Source organism: Neorhizobium lilium (assembly GCF_004053875.1).
Lineage (GTDB): Bacteria > Pseudomonadota > Alphaproteobacteria > Rhizobiales > Rhizobiaceae > Neorhizobium > Neorhizobium lilii.
Genome location: NZ_SBIP01000003.1, coordinates 207,781 through 222,808 on the forward strand (window position 1 = coordinate 207,781; position 15,028 = coordinate 222,808).

The following is a 15,028-nucleotide window of genomic DNA, read 5'->3' on the forward strand; positions in this document are numbered from 1 at the left end:
ATCGGGTGGTCGGAATAGCGCATGAAGAATAGCCTGCTCCCCATGGGGCGGGCTATTCTTGGCTTCAAGTCGGCCGTGACGGGGGGCGGGATCACCATGCGCAAGCCGGGATCGATGAAAGGGCTGGAAGAACTCGGCCGAGTGCGCCTGTCGCCGAATTTCTTCTTCCGGGATTTCCTGCATTCGGAGATCGCAAGCTTTTATGGCCTCTCCAATAGTCCGGAGGACCCCGATCTCGCGATAGAAGTCGGAACACATCTTTGCGAGGAGCTGCTGGAGCCGTTGCAGGCGAGTTTTGGGAGGCTGCATATCCGCTCGGCCTACCGTTCGCGGGAGGTTAACGATTTTGGCAACCGCAACAAACTCAACTGCAGCTCCAACCAGGGCAGCGCGGCGGGCCATATCTGGGATATGCACGACGCCGATGGGCGGATGGGCGCCACCGCCTGCATTGTCATTCCCTGCGTGTGGGATCGGTTCCAGGCGCCCGGCGACTGGCAAAGACTGGCCTGGTGGATCCACGACCACCTTCCTTACGCCTCGCTGCAGTTCTTTCCCAAGCTATGGGCGGTAAATGTGCAATGGCATGAAAAGCCGATGCGACTGATCACCAGCTTTGCGGAGCCGCGCGGCACGTTGACCAGGCCCGGCATGGACAACCACATGGCTGATCATGCTGACCTGTACCCGGGATTTCCCTCTATGACCCGATAGGGGAGCCGCGACGGCTACATCTTCAGCTTCGACCGCAGTGCGTCGATCCGCTTTGAGGCCTCCGCCTTAGAGAGATCCTCGGCAAAGGCCTCCGGCTCATGCGCCTGCTCGCTGAGCGTCTTGAGGTAGGAGCCCTGCGCGCCGGTCATCGGCTCGTCGCCGGTTACCCAATCGTCGGGGTCCTTCTCGGTATTGGATGCCGGATCGGGATCGGTTTTTGGATTGTGCTGGTCAACCATCATGGCCTCCTTGGAATTTGTTCTTGAAACGTTCTTGCACCAAGATCGTTCCCGTCGATATGGCCGGGAACGATATCCAGAGGCGGATCTGGCCAAAATAGTCAGTCGATCTTCGGCTGTTTGGCTTTGCGCTGGTCGAGCTTCATCAGGCTCTGTCGCGCGCGCTCGACGGCCTCGTCATCGACGACGATGGGCTCGCTGCTGTCGTCGGGAATGCCCGGACCGGATTGGCCGATGGTCTCGTTGCGCGGACGGTCGTTCAGACCGTCCGTAATCTTGTCGTCCTTGCTCATGGTCTGGCTCCTTTCGGAGATAGAACAAGGATGGTCGGCATTTGTTGCCCTGGCGCTATCGTTTCGGTGTCCAGGCCATAGCCTGGGCCGAATAGCGGGCGCCGGCGACCTTGTCGGGGGCGAGCAGTTCGTCCAGCTTGCTGACCTCGTCAGACGTCAGCGTGACATCGGCCGCTGCGGCATTCTGCTCCAGATGGGTAATCCTGCGGGCACCCGGAATGGGCACGATGAAATCGCCCTTGGCGAGAACCCAGGCGAGCGCCAACTGCGCCGCCGTGACGCCTTTGTCGGAGGCCATTTCTTCCACCAGACGGACCAGCGCCCTATTGGCCGCCATGTTGTCGGCTTCGAAGCGCGGCAGGTTGCGCCGCATGTCGTTCTCGGCAAACTCTTCCGTGCTGGTGATCTTGCCGGTGAGGAAACCACGGCCGAGCGGGCTGAAGGGGACGAAGCCGATTCCGAGTTCCCGGCAGGTGTCCAGGATTTCGCCTTCCGGGTCCCGTGTCCAAAGCGAATATTCGCTCTGCAATGCTGAGATCGGATGAACCGCATGGGCACGGCGAATGATATCGGCTCCGGCTTCCGAAAGGCCAAGGGCGCGGACCTTGCCTTCCTTCACCAGTTCGGCCATGGCGCCGACCGTCTCCTCGATCGGAACCTCCGGATCGACCCGATGCTGGTATAGAAGATCGATCACCTCGACGCCGAGCCGCTTCAGCGAAGCTTCCGCAACCTCGCGCACGTGCTCCGGCCGGCTATCGAGGCCGGACATAGCGCCGGTCTGGCTCTTGGTCGGATCGATCCTGAAGCCGAACTTGGTGGCGATCACCACTTTGTTCCGGTGCGGCTTCAAGGCCTTGCCCACCAGTTCCTCGTTGACAAAAGGCCCATAGACCTCCGCCGTGTCGAAAAAGTTGACGCCGATCTCCACGGCTCTGTGCAGGGTCTTGATGGAGTCCTGCTCGTCTTGCCCGCCATAGGCATGGCTCATGCCCATGCAGCCGAGGCCGATGGCGGAGACGGATAGCTCTTGGCCCAATTTGCGCATTTTCATGGAAATTCTCCTGTCGAATGAAGTGGCGTCGGGGGATGTTTGGCCCGCCGCCCAAGAAATCAGGCGCCAGCCTCGGTTAGAAGCTGCATCTGCCCGTCGGAAAGCTTGAGATTGCCGGCGGCGATGATGGCCTCCAGCTGGGTGGCGCTGGTCGCGCTGGCGATGGGCGCGGTGACGCCGGGGCGCTGGCCGGCCCAGGCCAGTGCGATGGCGGCCGGCTCTGCATCGGTTTCCACGGCCACCTCGTCGAGTGCGGCGAGAATGCGCAGGCCCTTGTCGTTCAGATAGCCGAGCGCCTTGGCACCGCGCGCCTTTCCTTCCGTATCCGCCTTGTCGCGATATTTGCCGGTCAGGAAGCCCGAAGCGAGGCCATAGTAATTGATGACGCCGATCTCCTCGCGGATGCAGAGATCGGCAAGCTCGCCCTCGAATTCGCTTCGGTCATAGAGGTTATAGGGCGGCTGCAGAACGTCGTACCGGGGGAAGTCGTTCTTGGCGGACACGTCGAGGGAGTCGCTCAGCATCTTGGCATCGAAATTGGAGCAGCCGATCGCCCGCACCTTGCCCTGCTCCTTCAGCTTGGCGAAGGCGCCGAGTGTTTCTTCATGCGTCACCGTCGGGTCCGGCCAATGGGCGAGGTAGAGATCGATATGGTCCGTCCGCAGGCGGCGCAGGGAATTGTCCGCTTCTTCGAGGATCCACTTCGCCGACAGATCCTTCTTGCCCTGGCCCATGTCGGAGCCGACCTTGGTGACGATGACAGCCTTGTCGCGGGGAAGGCGGCGTTCCTTCATCCACTTGCCGATGATCGTTTCCGACTCTCCGCCGACATGCCCCGGAACCCAGCGATTATAGGCATCGGCAGTGTCGATCGTGTTGAAGCCCGCGTCGAAGAAGCGATCGAGCAGATCGAAGGACGTCTTCTCGTCCGCCGTCCAGCCGAACACGTTGCCGCCGAAGACGACGGGCGAAATGGAAAGGCCGGTCCGGCCGAGTGCGCGCAGCTCCATGATGGTCTCCGAGTTTTTTAAGATGAGCCGATGGCTGGGGAAGAGGTCCCTAGATTAGCCGAGCATCTGGCTTCGGCTAGTGCTTATCTTGCGTAGGCGGTCACTTTTTCAAGCAGGGGTTCGGGCCCGTGGTTGCGCCGCTCCGGCAGGCTCAATAAGGTGCGCCGCCTGAGCTTATGGAGGATACTGTCATGTTGCGCTTCGGAATTCTGTCGACCGCCAAGATCGCGCGGGATGCCGTCATACCGGCCATTCAGGACGCGGAGAACTGCGTCGTTACCGGTATCGCCAGCCGCGATCTTGCCCGCGCGCAAGGTGTGGCTGAGCGTTTCGGCATTGCGGAAGCCTTCGGTTCCTATGACGACATGCTGCAATCGGACGCGATCGACGCGGTCTATATTCCGCTGCCGACAAGCCAGCATGTGGAATGGTCCATCAAGGCTGCGGAGGCGGGCAAGCACGTGCTCGTGGAAAAGCCGCTGGCGCTCAAGGCAGAGGATATCGAGGCGCTGATTGCCGCTCGCGACCGCAACAAGGTCCTCGTCGCGGAAGCCTATATGGTCACCTATGCGCCCGTCTGGCTGAAGGTGCGCGAGCTGCTGCAGGAAGGGGCGATCGGCCAGCTCAAGCATGTGCAGGGTGTGTTCACCTATTTCAACCGCGATCCGTCCAATATGCGCAACATCCCGGAACTCGGTGGTGGCGCCTTGCCGGATATCGGCGTCTATCCGACCATCGCCACGCGCTTCGCCACCGGCCAGGAGCCGCGGCGTGTCCAATCGACGGTAGAGCGAGATCCGGAATTCGGAACCGACATCTATGCGAGCGTCAAGGCGGATTTCGGCTCCTTCGATCTCACCTTCTATGTCGCGACCCAGCTCGCCGGACGGCAGCTCATGGTCTTCCATGGCACGGAAGGCTTTATCGAAGTGAAGTCGCCCTTCAATGCCGACCGCTGGGGCGCGGAGGAAGTGGAACTCGCCAACCAGAAGCACACGGTCTCGCAGATCTTCCGTTTCCCCGACAGCCGCCAGTACCGCCTCCAGGCCGAAGCCTTTGCCAGTGCCGCTGCAGGCGAGACGGCCGAGATCGTGACGCTCGAAAGCTCGCTCCTGAACCAGAAGTTCATCGATGCGATCTACCGCGCGAGCGGCCATGAAGGCTGGGAAAAAGTGTAGGCAGCCTACCGCCCGAACACGAAGCGGGAATAGCCGAAGAAACTGTAGAGCGTGGCGCCAGCCGAGCCGGCCATGACGGCGACGATCGGCTGCAGGAAAGGTGCGCGGTACATGAGCGCGGCATAAATCGCGTAATTGAGAAGCGCCGAGGTGATGCCAACCGCCCAGTAGCGGAAGCCTTCGACTGCCAGCGAATGGGGGGATTTGTCGAAGGTCCGGTTGCGGTTGACGAGCCACGTAAAGCTCATCGCCGCCATGATGGCGGGGATGCGGGACGCGAACGGACTGAACCCGGCAAGCGTGACCAGAAAATGGGTAAGCCCGGCATCGATCAGGAAGCCGCCGCTTCCTGCCGCCAGAAACCAGAACAGCCGTTTCATGCAGCGCCTTTGGCTTTGGCCCGAGGCGTTTTTTCGCGCTCCGCCCCCGCGACTGCTACTGGATCGTCGCCGAGGCCAGCACCGCGGGCCGGCATGCTCATATAATGGATGCGCAACTGCTCGCTACGGGCCCGCGATACGGAATCGAGGATGAGGCCGGCGGTAAAGACCAGGAAGGACATCAGCATCAACACCAGGGAGAAGACCCAGGTCGGCATGCGCTCCACCAGTCCCGTCTCGAAATAGGCAACCAGAACCGGCGCCATGAAGGCCAGGCTCGCCATCATGAAACCGCTGCTGATCAGGCCGAAAAAGGCGAAGGGCCGGGTCTCCTTCATCAGCATGGCGAACATCCAGAGGATTTTCAGCCCGTCCCTATAGGTGGACAGCTTGGAATGAGAGCCTTCCGGCCGGCGACCATAGTCGAGTTCGATCTCGCTCACCGGCAGCGTCAGCCGCGATGCGTGGACCGACATTTCCGTTTCGATCTCGAAGCCGCCCGATACGGCGGGGAAGCTCTTGACGAAGCGGCGTGAAAAGGCGCGGTAGCCGGAAAATATGTCGGTAAAGTCGCGACCGAAGATCGTTCTGTACAAAAGGTTGAAGACGCGGTTGCCGGCGGCATGACCCTGGCGGCCCGCATCCGCATGCACTCCGCGGCGGGTGCCGATCACCATGTCGGATCGCTCGGTCATCAGCGTGCGGATCAGTTCGTCTGCATCTTTGGGCGAATAGGTGCCGTCTCCATCCGCCATGACATAGATGTCGGCCTCGATATCGGCGAACATGCGCCGCACCACATGACCCTTGCCCTGGCGCCGCTCCCGAAACACTTCGGCGCCCGCCAGCATGGCCTTGAGCGCCGTGCCGTCGGTGGAATTGTTGTCGTAGACATAGATGCGCGCCTGCGGCAGCACCTCGCGAAAGCCACGCACCACGGATTCGATCGTGGATGCTTCGTTATAACAGGGAAGCAGCACCGCGATCGCGGCGGAGCCCATGGACGCGGTGGTCATGATTTTCACTCGGTACATCGAAAATCCGGCGCGGGAAGTTCTGCGCCGTCCGCTTTACTATTTCTTGGGGAGGTTAAGGCTAGGTTTCCGGGCACCTGCGGTAACGTGAAAAACTGGTCGATGACTGAAAGTACGGCAGACGGAAGTTTCGAGGCGGCGATCGGCCGGGAGCGTGCGCCCCTGCTGTCGCGGCTGTTGCCCGCCGTCTGTCTCTACTGGCTCGTCACCTCTCTTCTCTACGTCATCCTCGCCGTGCCGGGTGCTAGGGATCTGATCGGTCCGGACAATGACGATTCCATGCGGCTCGTGGAGGTGCGGGATCTGCTGGCCGGGCAAGGCTGGTTCGACCTCGCACAGTATCGCCTCGGGCTCGAAGGCGGCACGCTGATGCACTGGTCGCGCTTCATCGATCTGCCGATTGCGGCGCTGATCAAATTCTTCTCCCTCTTCCTTTCGACCGGCGCGGCCGAAGGCGCTGCTGCAACCGTTTGGCCGTTGCTCCTGATCGGCCCCCTCCTATGGGCGCTCGGCCTTGCAGGGCGTCGTATCGGCGGCGTGGAAACCATGCACATCGCGCTTGGCCTCGGCGCGATCTTCGTCTTCACCTGCAGCAAGTTCCGTCCCGGATCCATCGACCATCACAACGTCCAGCTGGCTTTGACCATGTGGGTCACCGCCATGCTGGTCGACCGTGATGCAAAGCCACGCAGCTATGCGCTCGCAGGGTTTGCCGCCGCCATGGCCGTCGCGATCGGGGCCGAAACCATGCCCTTTGTAGCTGTCGCCTGCGCCTGCGTCGCCGTGCAATGGGCTTGGCATGGCCGCAGCTTTATCGCCGCCGCGCAAGCTTTCGGCTTGTCGCTCACGCTCACGGTAACGGCAGCCTTCCTCGCGACCGTGCCGCCCCATGCCTATGCGGTAGTGACCTGCGACAACCTTTCGCTCGGCTTCTATTCCTTGACGGCACTGGGCGGCGCTGGATTGTCTCTTGCGGCGAGCCTTTCCCGTCATGCTGGCCGGCCGGTGCGGTTCGGGCTTTTGGTCCTCATGGGCGGGGTGCTGCTTCTCGCGGCCAAGGTCATCGCCCCCCAATGCCTTGGCGATCCTCTCGGCAATCTCGACCCCTTGCTGGTGAAGCTTTGGCTGAACGGGGTATCCGAAGCGCGCTCCCTTGTCGCGGAGATCCAGTTCGAGCCAAGCATCGCCGGTGTCTTCTATGCGGTCGGGCTTTTCGCCCAGGCAGTCTGCATCTTCCGCATCGTCCAGGGGCACGACCGCGAACTGCATCTCCTGCTTCTGGTGCTGATTGCAGCGGTCTGGGCCGTATCCCTGTTGCAGGTGCGCGGTGCCTTCTTCGCCAACCTGCTCAGCATTCTGCCGCTGTCGCTACTGATCTCCGATCTGCGCCGGGCCGCCCATCGCGCGCCGAGGAATGTCGAGATCGGCTTTGCCTATGCGGCGACTGTGCTCTTGTCCGTGCCGGCGGTCTGGGGCGTCGCAGGCATATTGATCAGCCAGGGCTTTGGCGCTTTGGCGCTGAACGCGATTTCGGCGCCGGCTGCGGCCGAAGAGGGGGAATGCGGCGGAGCGGACGCTTTGGCGCGATTGAACTCTTTGCCTAAAGGTGTCGTTGCGGCGCCTTCCAACAGTGGCGCCGAAATATTGCGGTTCACGCCGCACCGCGCCTTGTCGGGTCCTTACCACCGCAACCAGGGCGGCATGCTGACGGAACTGCATATCGGGCTTGCCACGCCGGCCGATGCAAAAGCGTTTCTGCGCGGTGCCGGCGTCACGATCCTCGCCTATTGCAAGAGCGATCCGCAAACGCAGACCATGATGAGCATGAAGAAGGACGGGCTGTACGCCAGCTTAGGCCGAGGGAAAGTTCCGGACTATCTGACGCCGGTCGGCAGCGAGGTGGATGGCTTCCGCATATTCACGGTGTTGCCGGAGGGCCGGTGAGAGAAGGCGCCGTTCAGGCTTCGCTTTTGCTCCGCGTGAAGGCAAGGGTCGTGACCAGGCCCACCAGACCGCAATTATAGCCGAGGACCGCCGTCAGAAGCTTGAAATAGGCCGTAGGTCCGGTGGACAGGAACGTTGCAAGCGCAAAGCTGGCCACGAGCAGAGCCGCGACCATGGCAACGGAGAAAGCCGACCGCGTCAAGCCGGCAGCAAGGCCCAGTAAGCTCGCGGTGAGGAATAGCACTCAGATACTCCGTCTTCCTTTTTTCGTTGAGCCGAGGCTACCGATCAGGTGCTAACAAATCTTTGCCCGTTTCGGCCGCCTCAAGGCCGTTCCGCCGCGACCTTGTGCCATAGTGAAGCAATGGTGTTGATCCGAGCTTCAATTTGCCAGATAGGACCCAATTTGCGTGGGCAAGTGCCTTTCTCGTAGGCCTCAAACAAGAGCCGCAATCGCCCCTGCCGTCGTGCCGGTGGCAAGCACGGCGGTGACGCGGAGGGGTAGCAGGCAGCCGGCCGGGACATTGGCAAGGCTCAGGACTTCGCCTGACAACATGCGGACAGAAAGGTTTCCAGCAATTCCCACATAGAGAGCCCGGCTGGTTTCGGAGAGGCTGTCGGCGTCGCTCGGTGTCACGGCGAACCCGGAGGAGGCGGGGCTGGAGAGCGAGGACTGGGTATTGGCAAAACGATCGGACATGTTCGGTTCTCCCTTGTTCGGCAAGGCCATCTTCGCGCATCGGCGCGAAGCGGGGAAATTCGTCATGCCCTGATACGCGCCCAGATGCGGGACAAGGCGCCAGACTTCGGCGCTGTCTGGCAGGCGGAAAGGGAAAAGAAGCCAAAGCCATCAATGGCTTCGCCCGCTTGAAGCGAGAGATCTCCGGCTGCATCTGACTTTGGGGTCGCGGGGCAAAAGCCATGCCGCTCCGAGAATTGTCCCCATCCTCATGCAGGGTGCGAGGGTGAAATTCCACGCCGAATGCTCTACAACGCCATCATGACCAGTTTGCTCGCAGACAGTGCTTCGACCAATATTGCCGAGTTTTCGGTGTCCGAACTGTCGGGCTCCATCAAGCGGACGGTGGAGACCGCCTTCGACCACGTGCGCGTGCGCGGCGAAATTTCCGGCTATCGCGGTCAGCATTCCTCCGGTCACGCCTATTTCAGCCTGAAGGACGACCGCGCCCGCATCGATGCCGTCATCTGGAAGGGCACGTTCCCGCGGATCAAATTCCGCCCGGAAGAGGGCATGGAAGTGATCGCCACGGGCAAGATCACCACCTTCCCCGGCTCGTCGAAATACCAGATCGTCATCGAGAACCTGGAACCGGCCGGGGCCGGCGCGCTGATGGCTCTGCTGGAGGAGCGCCGCCGCCGGCTGGGTGCCGAAGGGCTGTTCGACCAGGACCGCAAGCGTCCGCTGCCTTTCCTGCCGCATGTGATCGGCGTCGTCACCTCGCCGACGGGCGCGGTCATCCGCGACATCCTGCACCGCATCTCTGACCGCTTCCCGGTCCATGTCCTCGTCTGGCCGGTCAAGGTGCAGGGAGAAGGATCGGGCGACGAGGTGGCGGCCGCAATCCGCGGCTTCAATGCCTTTAGGGGCGAAGGTCCCTTCAAGCGACCGGACGTGCTGATCGTCGCGCGCGGGGGTGGCAGCCTTGAAGATCTCTGGAGCTTCAACGACGAGGCCGTAGTGAGAGCGGCTGCGGAAAGCAGCATCCCGCTCATCTCGGCGGTCGGCCATGAAACCGACTGGACGCTGATCGACCACGCAGCCGATATGCGCGCGCCGACGCCGACCGGAGCAGCCGAAATGGCCGTGCCGGTCAAGGCGGATCTGGATGCGCAGATGGCAAGCCTCACGGCGCGCCTGCGCGGCTCTTCCAGCCGCCAGATGGATCATCGGCGCCATGTGGTGCGCTCGCTCGTTCGAGCCCTGCCGTCGCTCGATCAACTTCTGGCCCTGCCGCGCCGCCGCTTTGACGAGGCCGCTGCCGGCCTGGGACGTGGCCTTGAGCGCACGACGGTGGTGAAGCGCCGGAGCTTCGAGCGCGCCGCCTCCGGCCTCCGGCTGGAATTGCTGGTGAACCGGTTGGCCCAGCAGCGTCAACTGCTGGCAGAACGGATCAACCGCAGCGAACGCTGCCTGGAACGGCAGATGCTGAAGGAGCACAACCGGCTTGGGCGGGCGGGCGCATCGCTCGCCGCACTGCCGGCGCGGCTGGTCGGCCATCTGCAGCGGGAGCGTCAGCACCTGCGATCCTTGAGCCGGCATGCCGACACCGCAATCTCGCATACGCTAAACCGCAGCCGTTCCGCCATCACGGCGCAGGATCGGGTGCTGCAGTCGCTGTCCTACAAGAATGTGCTGAAGCGCGGCTTTGCCGTAGTGCGCGGGGAAGACGATCACCCGCTGACGCGCGCCGCGGGCATCCGCGAAGGGCTGGCGATCTCGGTGGAATTTGCCGATGGCCGCATCGCTGCCGTGACGGGGGAGGGCGGGGACCTGGTGGATGCACCCACTGTGATTCCTCAGGCCAAGAAACGGCTGGCAAAACCGGAGCCGGCCAGCGAGACGCCGAAACAGGGCACGCTCTTCTGATGGTTAGGCCCACTCGCCCTTTCGCATGACCGGCACGCGGGAACCGTCGGGCCTGATGCCGTCGATATCCACCTTGTCCGAGCCGATCATCCAGTCGATATGGATGAGGCTGGAATTGCCGCCCTTGGCCTTGATGTCATCCTGGCTAAGCGAAGCGCCGTTCAGGAAGCATTTCGAATAGCACTGGCCGAGTGCGATGTGGCAGGAGGCATTTTCATCGAACAGGGTGTTGTAGAACAGGATGCCGCTTGCCGAGATCGGCGACGAATGCGGCACCAGCGCCACTTCGCCGAGGCGGCGAGCGCCTTCGTCCGTATCCAGCACCTTGTTCAGGACTTCTTCGCCCCTTGAAGCCTTGGCCTCCACGATGTGGCCGCCTTCGAACTTCACCTGGATATTGTCGATCAGCGTACCCTGGTGCGAGAGCGGCTTGGTGCTGGAGACATAGCCATCCACCCGCAGCGCATGCGGCGTGGTGAAGACTTCTTCCGTCGGGATGTTGGGGTTGCAGGTAATGCCGTTCTTGGCGGTCGAAGCGCCGCCATGCCATTCATGCTCGTCCGCCAGCCCGATCGTGAGATCAGTGCCCGGTCCTGTAAAATGGAGCGAAGCAAAGCGCTGGCCGTTGAGCCAGGTGGACCGCTTGTTGAGGTTGGCGTTGTGCTCGGCCCAGGCTGCAATCGGGTCGGCCACATCGACGCGGGAGGCGGCGAAGATGGCATCGGCAAGCTTGCCCACCGCAACCTCTTCGGGGAGATCCGGAAAGACCTGCTTCGCCCAGGCCGGATTGGGGTAGGAGGTGATGTTCCAGTTGGTGTCGAAATTGGCGATCTTCTCCAGCGCCGGCTTGTAGGCAATGGAATTGGCCTTGTTGGCCCGCGCCACCTTGGCCGGGTCCTGCTCGGCCAGCATCATCGGATTGTCGCCGGCAATGGCAAGCCGGGCGGCGCCATTGTCATATGCCTTGGCCATGCCCTCGTAGAGCCAGCCGGACGCCTTGTCGAAGCTGGCATCCGGCGCATACCGGTAGCGCGCAAGCGTCGTCTCTTCATCGGAATAGAAGGTGGAGACCAGGCCGGCGCCGGCCATGTATGCGTGTTTGGTGATGAGCCTGACGAGCGGGATGGCGGCCAGCGGCGCCGTGATCACCAGATCCTGCCCCTGCTCGAGCCGAAGCCCGACCTTGACGGCTGTCTCAGCCAGTTTTTCGAGCTTGTGCGGATCGATGGCGGTCTGGATGTTCGGCACGATGGTCATAGCGTTTTCTGCAACTCGTTTGTGGTGATGAAGGGAGTTTAGGCTGCTTTGGGGCGAAATTGAAGCGCTGGCAGGAGGGAGTTTCACGCCACGAGCGAGGCGGCCACGGCCTTGAGAATGTCGCGAGCATCACTCGGCGCGAGCTTTACCTGCAGGCCGCGCTGGCCGCCATTGATGAAGATATATGGCTCTTGCAGAGCGGTCACTTCGATCGCGGTCGGAACCTGCTTCTTCTGGCCGAAAGGGCTGATGCCGCCGACATGATAGCCCGTGGCGCGCTCGGCATCGGCCGGCTTCATCATATTGGCAGATTTACCGCCGAAGGCGGCGGCAAGCTTCTTCATGGAGACTTCGCGATCTGACGGTACCACCACGCAGACAGGCTTGCCGTCCACCTCGGCCATCAACGTCTTCAGAACGCGACGCGGCTCCTCGCCGATCGCCTCGGCCGCAGCCATGCCGATCCGGTCCGCATTCGGGTCATAGTCGTAAGCGACGGTGGTGAAGGCAACGCCGGCCTTCTGCAGCGCCTGCGTTGCACGCGTGGTCTTGGACATTGCTGTGCGTCCTCAGCCCAGTTGCGCCTGATAGATCTCGGGCTTGAAGCCGACGAGCAGCTTTCCGTACGCTTCCAGCACGGGCCGCTTGATCATGGACGGCTGAGCAACCATCAGCGTGATCGCCTTCTCGGTCGTCAGATCAGCTTTGTCAGCGTCGTCCAGCTTCTTGAACGTCGTGCCGGCGCGGTTGAGCACGGTCTCCCAGCCGGCTTTTTCCACCCATGTCTCCACATGGGCACGATCGATGCCGGAAGCCTTGTAGTCGTGGAAGGCATAGGCAATGCCTTTGTCGTCCAGCCAGCTGCGGGCCTTCTTCATCGTATCGCAGTTCTTGATGCCGTAGATCGTGATGCTCATGTACCAACCGTCCCCGTGGATGGGATTCGATATCAACTACAGGCTGGGCGTGGCAAGGCATTGACAACAGTCAATCAGCGCATGTCCCGGGCGCATGCCTCCTGTGCCTCCTTGTGCATTGCACAATGAGGATTTCGGCCACATATTTTAGCGAATAGAAAAGGAGCTCATCATGTCTGTCCAGAAACATAGCCGTGGTAACCGCATCAGCCGGGCTTTCGCAATTTTCGGCGCCGCTATTGCCGCTTCCGCCGCAGTGGAAGGTGGCCGCCGCCCTCAGTCCCGCGACCTCAATACCCTCGGCATCGACGCCCAGGCTTTCGAACGCATCGGCTAATTCCCAAGCCTTCAGTTCTTTTGGCAGATGATGCGCCTCTGTTACGCAAAGCGCAGGAAACGGGTTGAAACGCCGCTGAAAGCGGCAGATGCTGTCCCCCTCGAACGATGACGTCGGGAGGTTGGGATGACATCGCATCGCTATACCGTCTTCCATACCGCTGGAGGCTTTTGCGGTCTCGCGTGGAATGACGCGGGCATTTCCCGGTTTCAACTTCCGACGCAGAGTGAGGAATCGACGGAACGGCTGCTCTTGAAGCGGCTTTCGCCGGAAGCAATCTCAACTGCCCCGTCTGACGACATCCTGCGCGTCGTTGCAGACGTCAGACGCTATTTTGCCGGCGAATCGACCGACTTCACGCACGTCAGGCTCGATCTCGGCGCCCAGGACGAACTCTTCCGGCAGATTTACGCAGCCGCCCGACGGCTCGCCTGGGGCGAGACGGCAACTTATGGCGCTCTCGCCAAAGCGGTAGGCCGTGGGCCAGAGGCTGCACGGGACGTCGGCCAGGCCATGGCCAGAAATCCCGTGGCCCTGATCATTCCCTGCCACCGCGTTCTGGCTGCGGGCGGCAAGATCGGCGGTTTCTCCGCTCCGGGCGGCGCAATATCGAAGGCAAGGATGCTGGAGCTTGAAGGCGTTCGCCTTACGCGGCCTGAGCCGCAGGCGGCCCAGCAGAGCTTCGGCTTCTGAAATGTTCAATGCACCAGATATTTGTAGGCGATGTAAGCGACGATCAATACGGCAGCGGCGGCCATGGCGATCTGTCCGAGGCGCTTCTCGATGAAGTGGCGAATACCTTCCCCGTAGCGGCGCAAAAGCCAGGCGAGCAGGAAGAAGCGGGCGCCGCGAGTGATCGCCGCCGACAATATGAAAAGCCAGATATCGACATGTACGGCCCCGGACAGGATTGTCACGACCTTGATTGGCGGCAGATGCGCAAAGCCTGACGTGACAAGCATCAGCACGATGGTTTCGAACGTGATGCCGGACTTCAACTGGTTGAACGTGTCAAGCTTGCCGTAAAACTCAAGGATCGGAGCTGCGATCGCATCGAAGGCGAAATAGCCGATCCACCATCCGGCAATCCCGCCCAACACCGAGAATATCGTGGCGATCAGCGCGTAGCGCCAGGCGCGTTCCGGCTTGGCGAGTGACATGGGCAGGAAAAGCACGTCGGCCGGCACCAGGAAGACGGAGCTTTCGACGAAGGCAATGACCGCCAGCCACACTTCCGCGGATTTGCGGGCGCTGAGCGCCATGGTCCAGTCATAGAGTCTGCGAAGCATTGATTATGCGTCCTGTACGGAATGGTGACCGGCAGCCTGAGCCGCCTTTATGAATTTACGATCGAATGTGACGAATTTTTCGCAATGCCGCGCTTTCAGCAGATGCAGCGCGTCGGCAAAATCCATGCCCTGAGCAAAGAGGTCAAGCGCTTCGGCAACGATAGCCGCTTCATCGACAACGACTGTCGGCAGACCGGAAAAACCGCGAATGGCTTCAACACAATCTACTCGCCCCATGCGGTAGATGCTTCGAAGCACCCATTCCACTTCCAACGTGACGGTTATCGGAACGAAAACTGTCTCTCCATTGATAAGCTCACGAGCGCGTCGAGATTGCTGGGTATCATCCCCGGTGAGGTAACGTATGATGAGGTTGGTATCGATCGCAATCATGAATTGGGATCGACACTTCGCTTGAAATCTTCGGCTACCGCTTCAAGAAGTGCGGCATCCATCTCTTCGATCGTTTTAGGTTCGCCCTTATATTTGTCTTTCAGCATTCCAAACACATCGCTTGGTTTTGTTTGCGGAAAGATTGGCGCCTTCTTCAAAAGCACGCCTTCCGGCGTTTCCTCAACGATCAATTTTGTCCCGGTATTCCAGTCGCGGCGCTGGCGCACCGCCTTGGGAAGGATGACCTGCCCCTTGGTGGAGATCTTCGTTGTGAGAGTATCAGCCATGGAGCAGCCTCAGCGGTAAGACGGAGGTAAGATAAACTATCCCAGCTCCACCTTCAAGGCAGCGCATTTTCCACTCGACTGTTCTTGTTCGGCT

Annotated in this window: 20 protein-coding genes; 6 read left to right on the forward strand and 14 right to left on the reverse strand. The window is 61.3% G+C overall.

Translation table 11 applies throughout. The annotated features are described in order from the left end of the window. The first annotated feature begins 96 nt into the window (after positions 1–96). Entirely contained in the window at positions 97–714 is a 618-nt protein-coding gene (locus tag EPK99_RS13585; protein ID WP_128443622.1) for a hypothetical protein, read from the forward strand. 14 nt (positions 715–728) lie between these two features. Here EPK99_RS13585 and EPK99_RS13590 read toward each other — a convergent pair whose 3' ends face one another. The 4 genes from EPK99_RS13590 to EPK99_RS13605 form a co-directional block, all read right to left on the reverse strand. Continuing rightward, entirely contained in the window at positions 729–953 is a 225-nt protein-coding gene (locus tag EPK99_RS13590; protein ID WP_245582422.1) for a DUF3072 domain-containing protein, read from the reverse strand. Between the two features lie 101 nt (positions 954–1,054). Then, on the reverse strand, positions 1,055–1,246 hold the full coding sequence (locus tag EPK99_RS13595) for a hypothetical protein (protein ID WP_128443624.1): 192 nt from the start codon (positions 1,244–1,246) through the stop codon (positions 1,055–1,057). Positions 1,247–1,301: 55 nt separating this feature from the next. Further along, positions 1,302–2,300: an aldo/keto reductase gene (locus tag EPK99_RS13600; protein ID WP_128443625.1), complete on the reverse strand. Its 999-nt coding sequence runs from the start codon at positions 2,298–2,300 to the stop codon at positions 1,302–1,304. 59 nt (positions 2,301–2,359) lie between these two features. Next, positions 2,360–3,310, reverse strand: coding sequence for an aldo/keto reductase (locus tag EPK99_RS13605; protein WP_128443626.1), 951 nt, complete (start codon positions 3,308–3,310; stop codon positions 2,360–2,362). A gap of 191 nt (positions 3,311–3,501) precedes the next feature. Here EPK99_RS13605 and EPK99_RS13610 point away from each other — a divergent pair, with 191 nt between their 5' ends. Continuing rightward, positions 3,502–4,488, forward strand: a complete 987-nt coding sequence (locus tag EPK99_RS13610; RefSeq protein ID WP_128443627.1) for a Gfo/Idh/MocA family protein — start codon at positions 3,502–3,504, stop codon at positions 4,486–4,488. Positions 4,489–4,493: 5 nt separating this feature from the next. On the opposite strand, the gene EPK99_RS13615 is transcribed toward EPK99_RS13610, so the two are convergent. Both EPK99_RS13615 and EPK99_RS13620 read right to left on the reverse strand, forming a co-directional pair. Next, complete coding sequence (locus EPK99_RS13615; protein WP_128443628.1) at positions 4,494–4,868, reverse strand: GtrA family protein; 375 nt, start codon at positions 4,866–4,868, stop codon at positions 4,494–4,496. Continuing rightward, positions 4,865–5,884: a glycosyltransferase gene (locus EPK99_RS13620; RefSeq protein WP_128443629.1), complete on the reverse strand. Its 1,020-nt coding sequence runs from the start codon at positions 5,882–5,884 to the stop codon at positions 4,865–4,867. The genes EPK99_RS13615 and EPK99_RS13620 overlap by 4 nt, the downstream gene beginning before the upstream one ends. Before the next feature lie 120 nt (positions 5,885–6,004). On the opposite strand from EPK99_RS13620, the gene EPK99_RS13625 reads away from it, so the two are divergent. Continuing rightward, positions 6,005–7,846, forward strand: a complete 1,842-nt coding sequence (locus EPK99_RS13625) for a hypothetical protein (RefSeq protein WP_128443630.1) — start codon at positions 6,005–6,007, stop codon at positions 7,844–7,846. A 13-nt stretch (positions 7,847–7,859) separates the two neighbouring features. On the opposite strand, the gene EPK99_RS13630 is transcribed toward EPK99_RS13625, so the two are convergent. Both EPK99_RS13630 and EPK99_RS13635 read right to left on the reverse strand, forming a co-directional pair. Then, positions 7,860–8,090: a hypothetical protein gene (locus EPK99_RS13630; RefSeq protein WP_128443631.1), complete on the reverse strand. Its 231-nt coding sequence runs from the start codon at positions 8,088–8,090 to the stop codon at positions 7,860–7,862. 192 nt (positions 8,091–8,282) lie between these two features. Continuing rightward, positions 8,283–8,546 carry a spike base protein, RCAP_Rcc01079 family gene (locus EPK99_RS13635; RefSeq protein WP_128443632.1) on the reverse strand — a complete coding sequence of 88 codons (264 nt, stop codon included), beginning with the start codon at positions 8,544–8,546 and terminating at the stop codon, positions 8,283–8,285. A gap of 300 nt (positions 8,547–8,846) precedes the next feature. On the opposite strand from EPK99_RS13635, the gene xseA reads away from it, so the two are divergent. Further along, positions 8,847–10,454: an exodeoxyribonuclease VII large subunit gene (gene xseA, locus EPK99_RS13640; protein ID WP_128443633.1), complete on the forward strand. Its 1,608-nt coding sequence runs from the start codon at positions 8,847–8,849 to the stop codon at positions 10,452–10,454. A gap of 3 nt (positions 10,455–10,457) precedes the next feature. Here xseA and EPK99_RS13645 read toward each other — a convergent pair whose 3' ends face one another. From EPK99_RS13645 to EPK99_RS13655, 3 genes are all read right to left on the reverse strand, one after another. Beyond that, positions 10,458–11,711, reverse strand: a complete 1,254-nt coding sequence (locus EPK99_RS13645; protein WP_128443634.1) for an aminopeptidase — start codon at positions 11,709–11,711, stop codon at positions 10,458–10,460. 83 nt (positions 11,712–11,794) lie between these two features. Continuing rightward, positions 11,795–12,268 (reverse strand): Cys-tRNA(Pro) deacylase, encoded by a 474-nt coding sequence (gene ybaK, locus EPK99_RS13650; RefSeq protein ID WP_128443635.1) that lies wholly within the window; start codon positions 12,266–12,268, stop codon positions 11,795–11,797. Between the two features lie 12 nt (positions 12,269–12,280). Next, positions 12,281–12,628 carry an ArsC family reductase gene (locus EPK99_RS13655; RefSeq protein ID WP_128443636.1) on the reverse strand — a complete coding sequence of 116 codons (348 nt, stop codon included), beginning with the start codon at positions 12,626–12,628 and terminating at the stop codon, positions 12,281–12,283. Between the two features lie 172 nt (positions 12,629–12,800). Between EPK99_RS13655 and EPK99_RS25315 the strand changes: the two genes are divergently transcribed. Together EPK99_RS25315 and EPK99_RS13660 are read left to right on the forward strand one after the other, a co-directional pair. Then, positions 12,801–12,965 (forward strand): hypothetical protein, encoded by a 165-nt coding sequence (locus EPK99_RS25315; RefSeq protein WP_164901776.1) that lies wholly within the window; start codon positions 12,801–12,803, stop codon positions 12,963–12,965. Between the two features lie 126 nt (positions 12,966–13,091). Beyond that, a complete protein-coding gene (locus EPK99_RS13660; RefSeq protein ID WP_128443637.1) occupies positions 13,092–13,658 on the forward strand; it encodes a methylated-DNA--[protein]-cysteine S-methyltransferase in 567 nt (188 codons plus the stop codon). A gap of 5 nt (positions 13,659–13,663) precedes the next feature. On the opposite strand, the gene EPK99_RS13665 is transcribed toward EPK99_RS13660, so the two are convergent. The 3 genes from EPK99_RS13665 to EPK99_RS13675 are packed head-to-tail and all read right to left on the reverse strand — an operon-like array spanning position 13,664 to position 14,934. Then, on the reverse strand, positions 13,664–14,254 hold the full coding sequence (locus tag EPK99_RS13665; RefSeq protein ID WP_128443638.1) for a YqaA family protein: 591 nt from the start codon (positions 14,252–14,254) through the stop codon (positions 13,664–13,666). Positions 14,255–14,257: 3 nt separating this feature from the next. Then, on the reverse strand, positions 14,258–14,647 hold the full coding sequence (locus tag EPK99_RS13670; RefSeq protein ID WP_128443639.1) for a type II toxin-antitoxin system VapC family toxin: 390 nt from the start codon (positions 14,645–14,647) through the stop codon (positions 14,258–14,260). Continuing rightward, a complete protein-coding gene (locus EPK99_RS13675) occupies positions 14,644–14,934 on the reverse strand; it encodes an AbrB/MazE/SpoVT family DNA-binding domain-containing protein (protein ID WP_128443640.1) in 291 nt (96 codons plus the stop codon). The genes EPK99_RS13670 and EPK99_RS13675 overlap by 4 nt, the downstream gene beginning before the upstream one ends. Between the last annotated feature and the right edge of the window lie 94 nt (positions 14,935–15,028).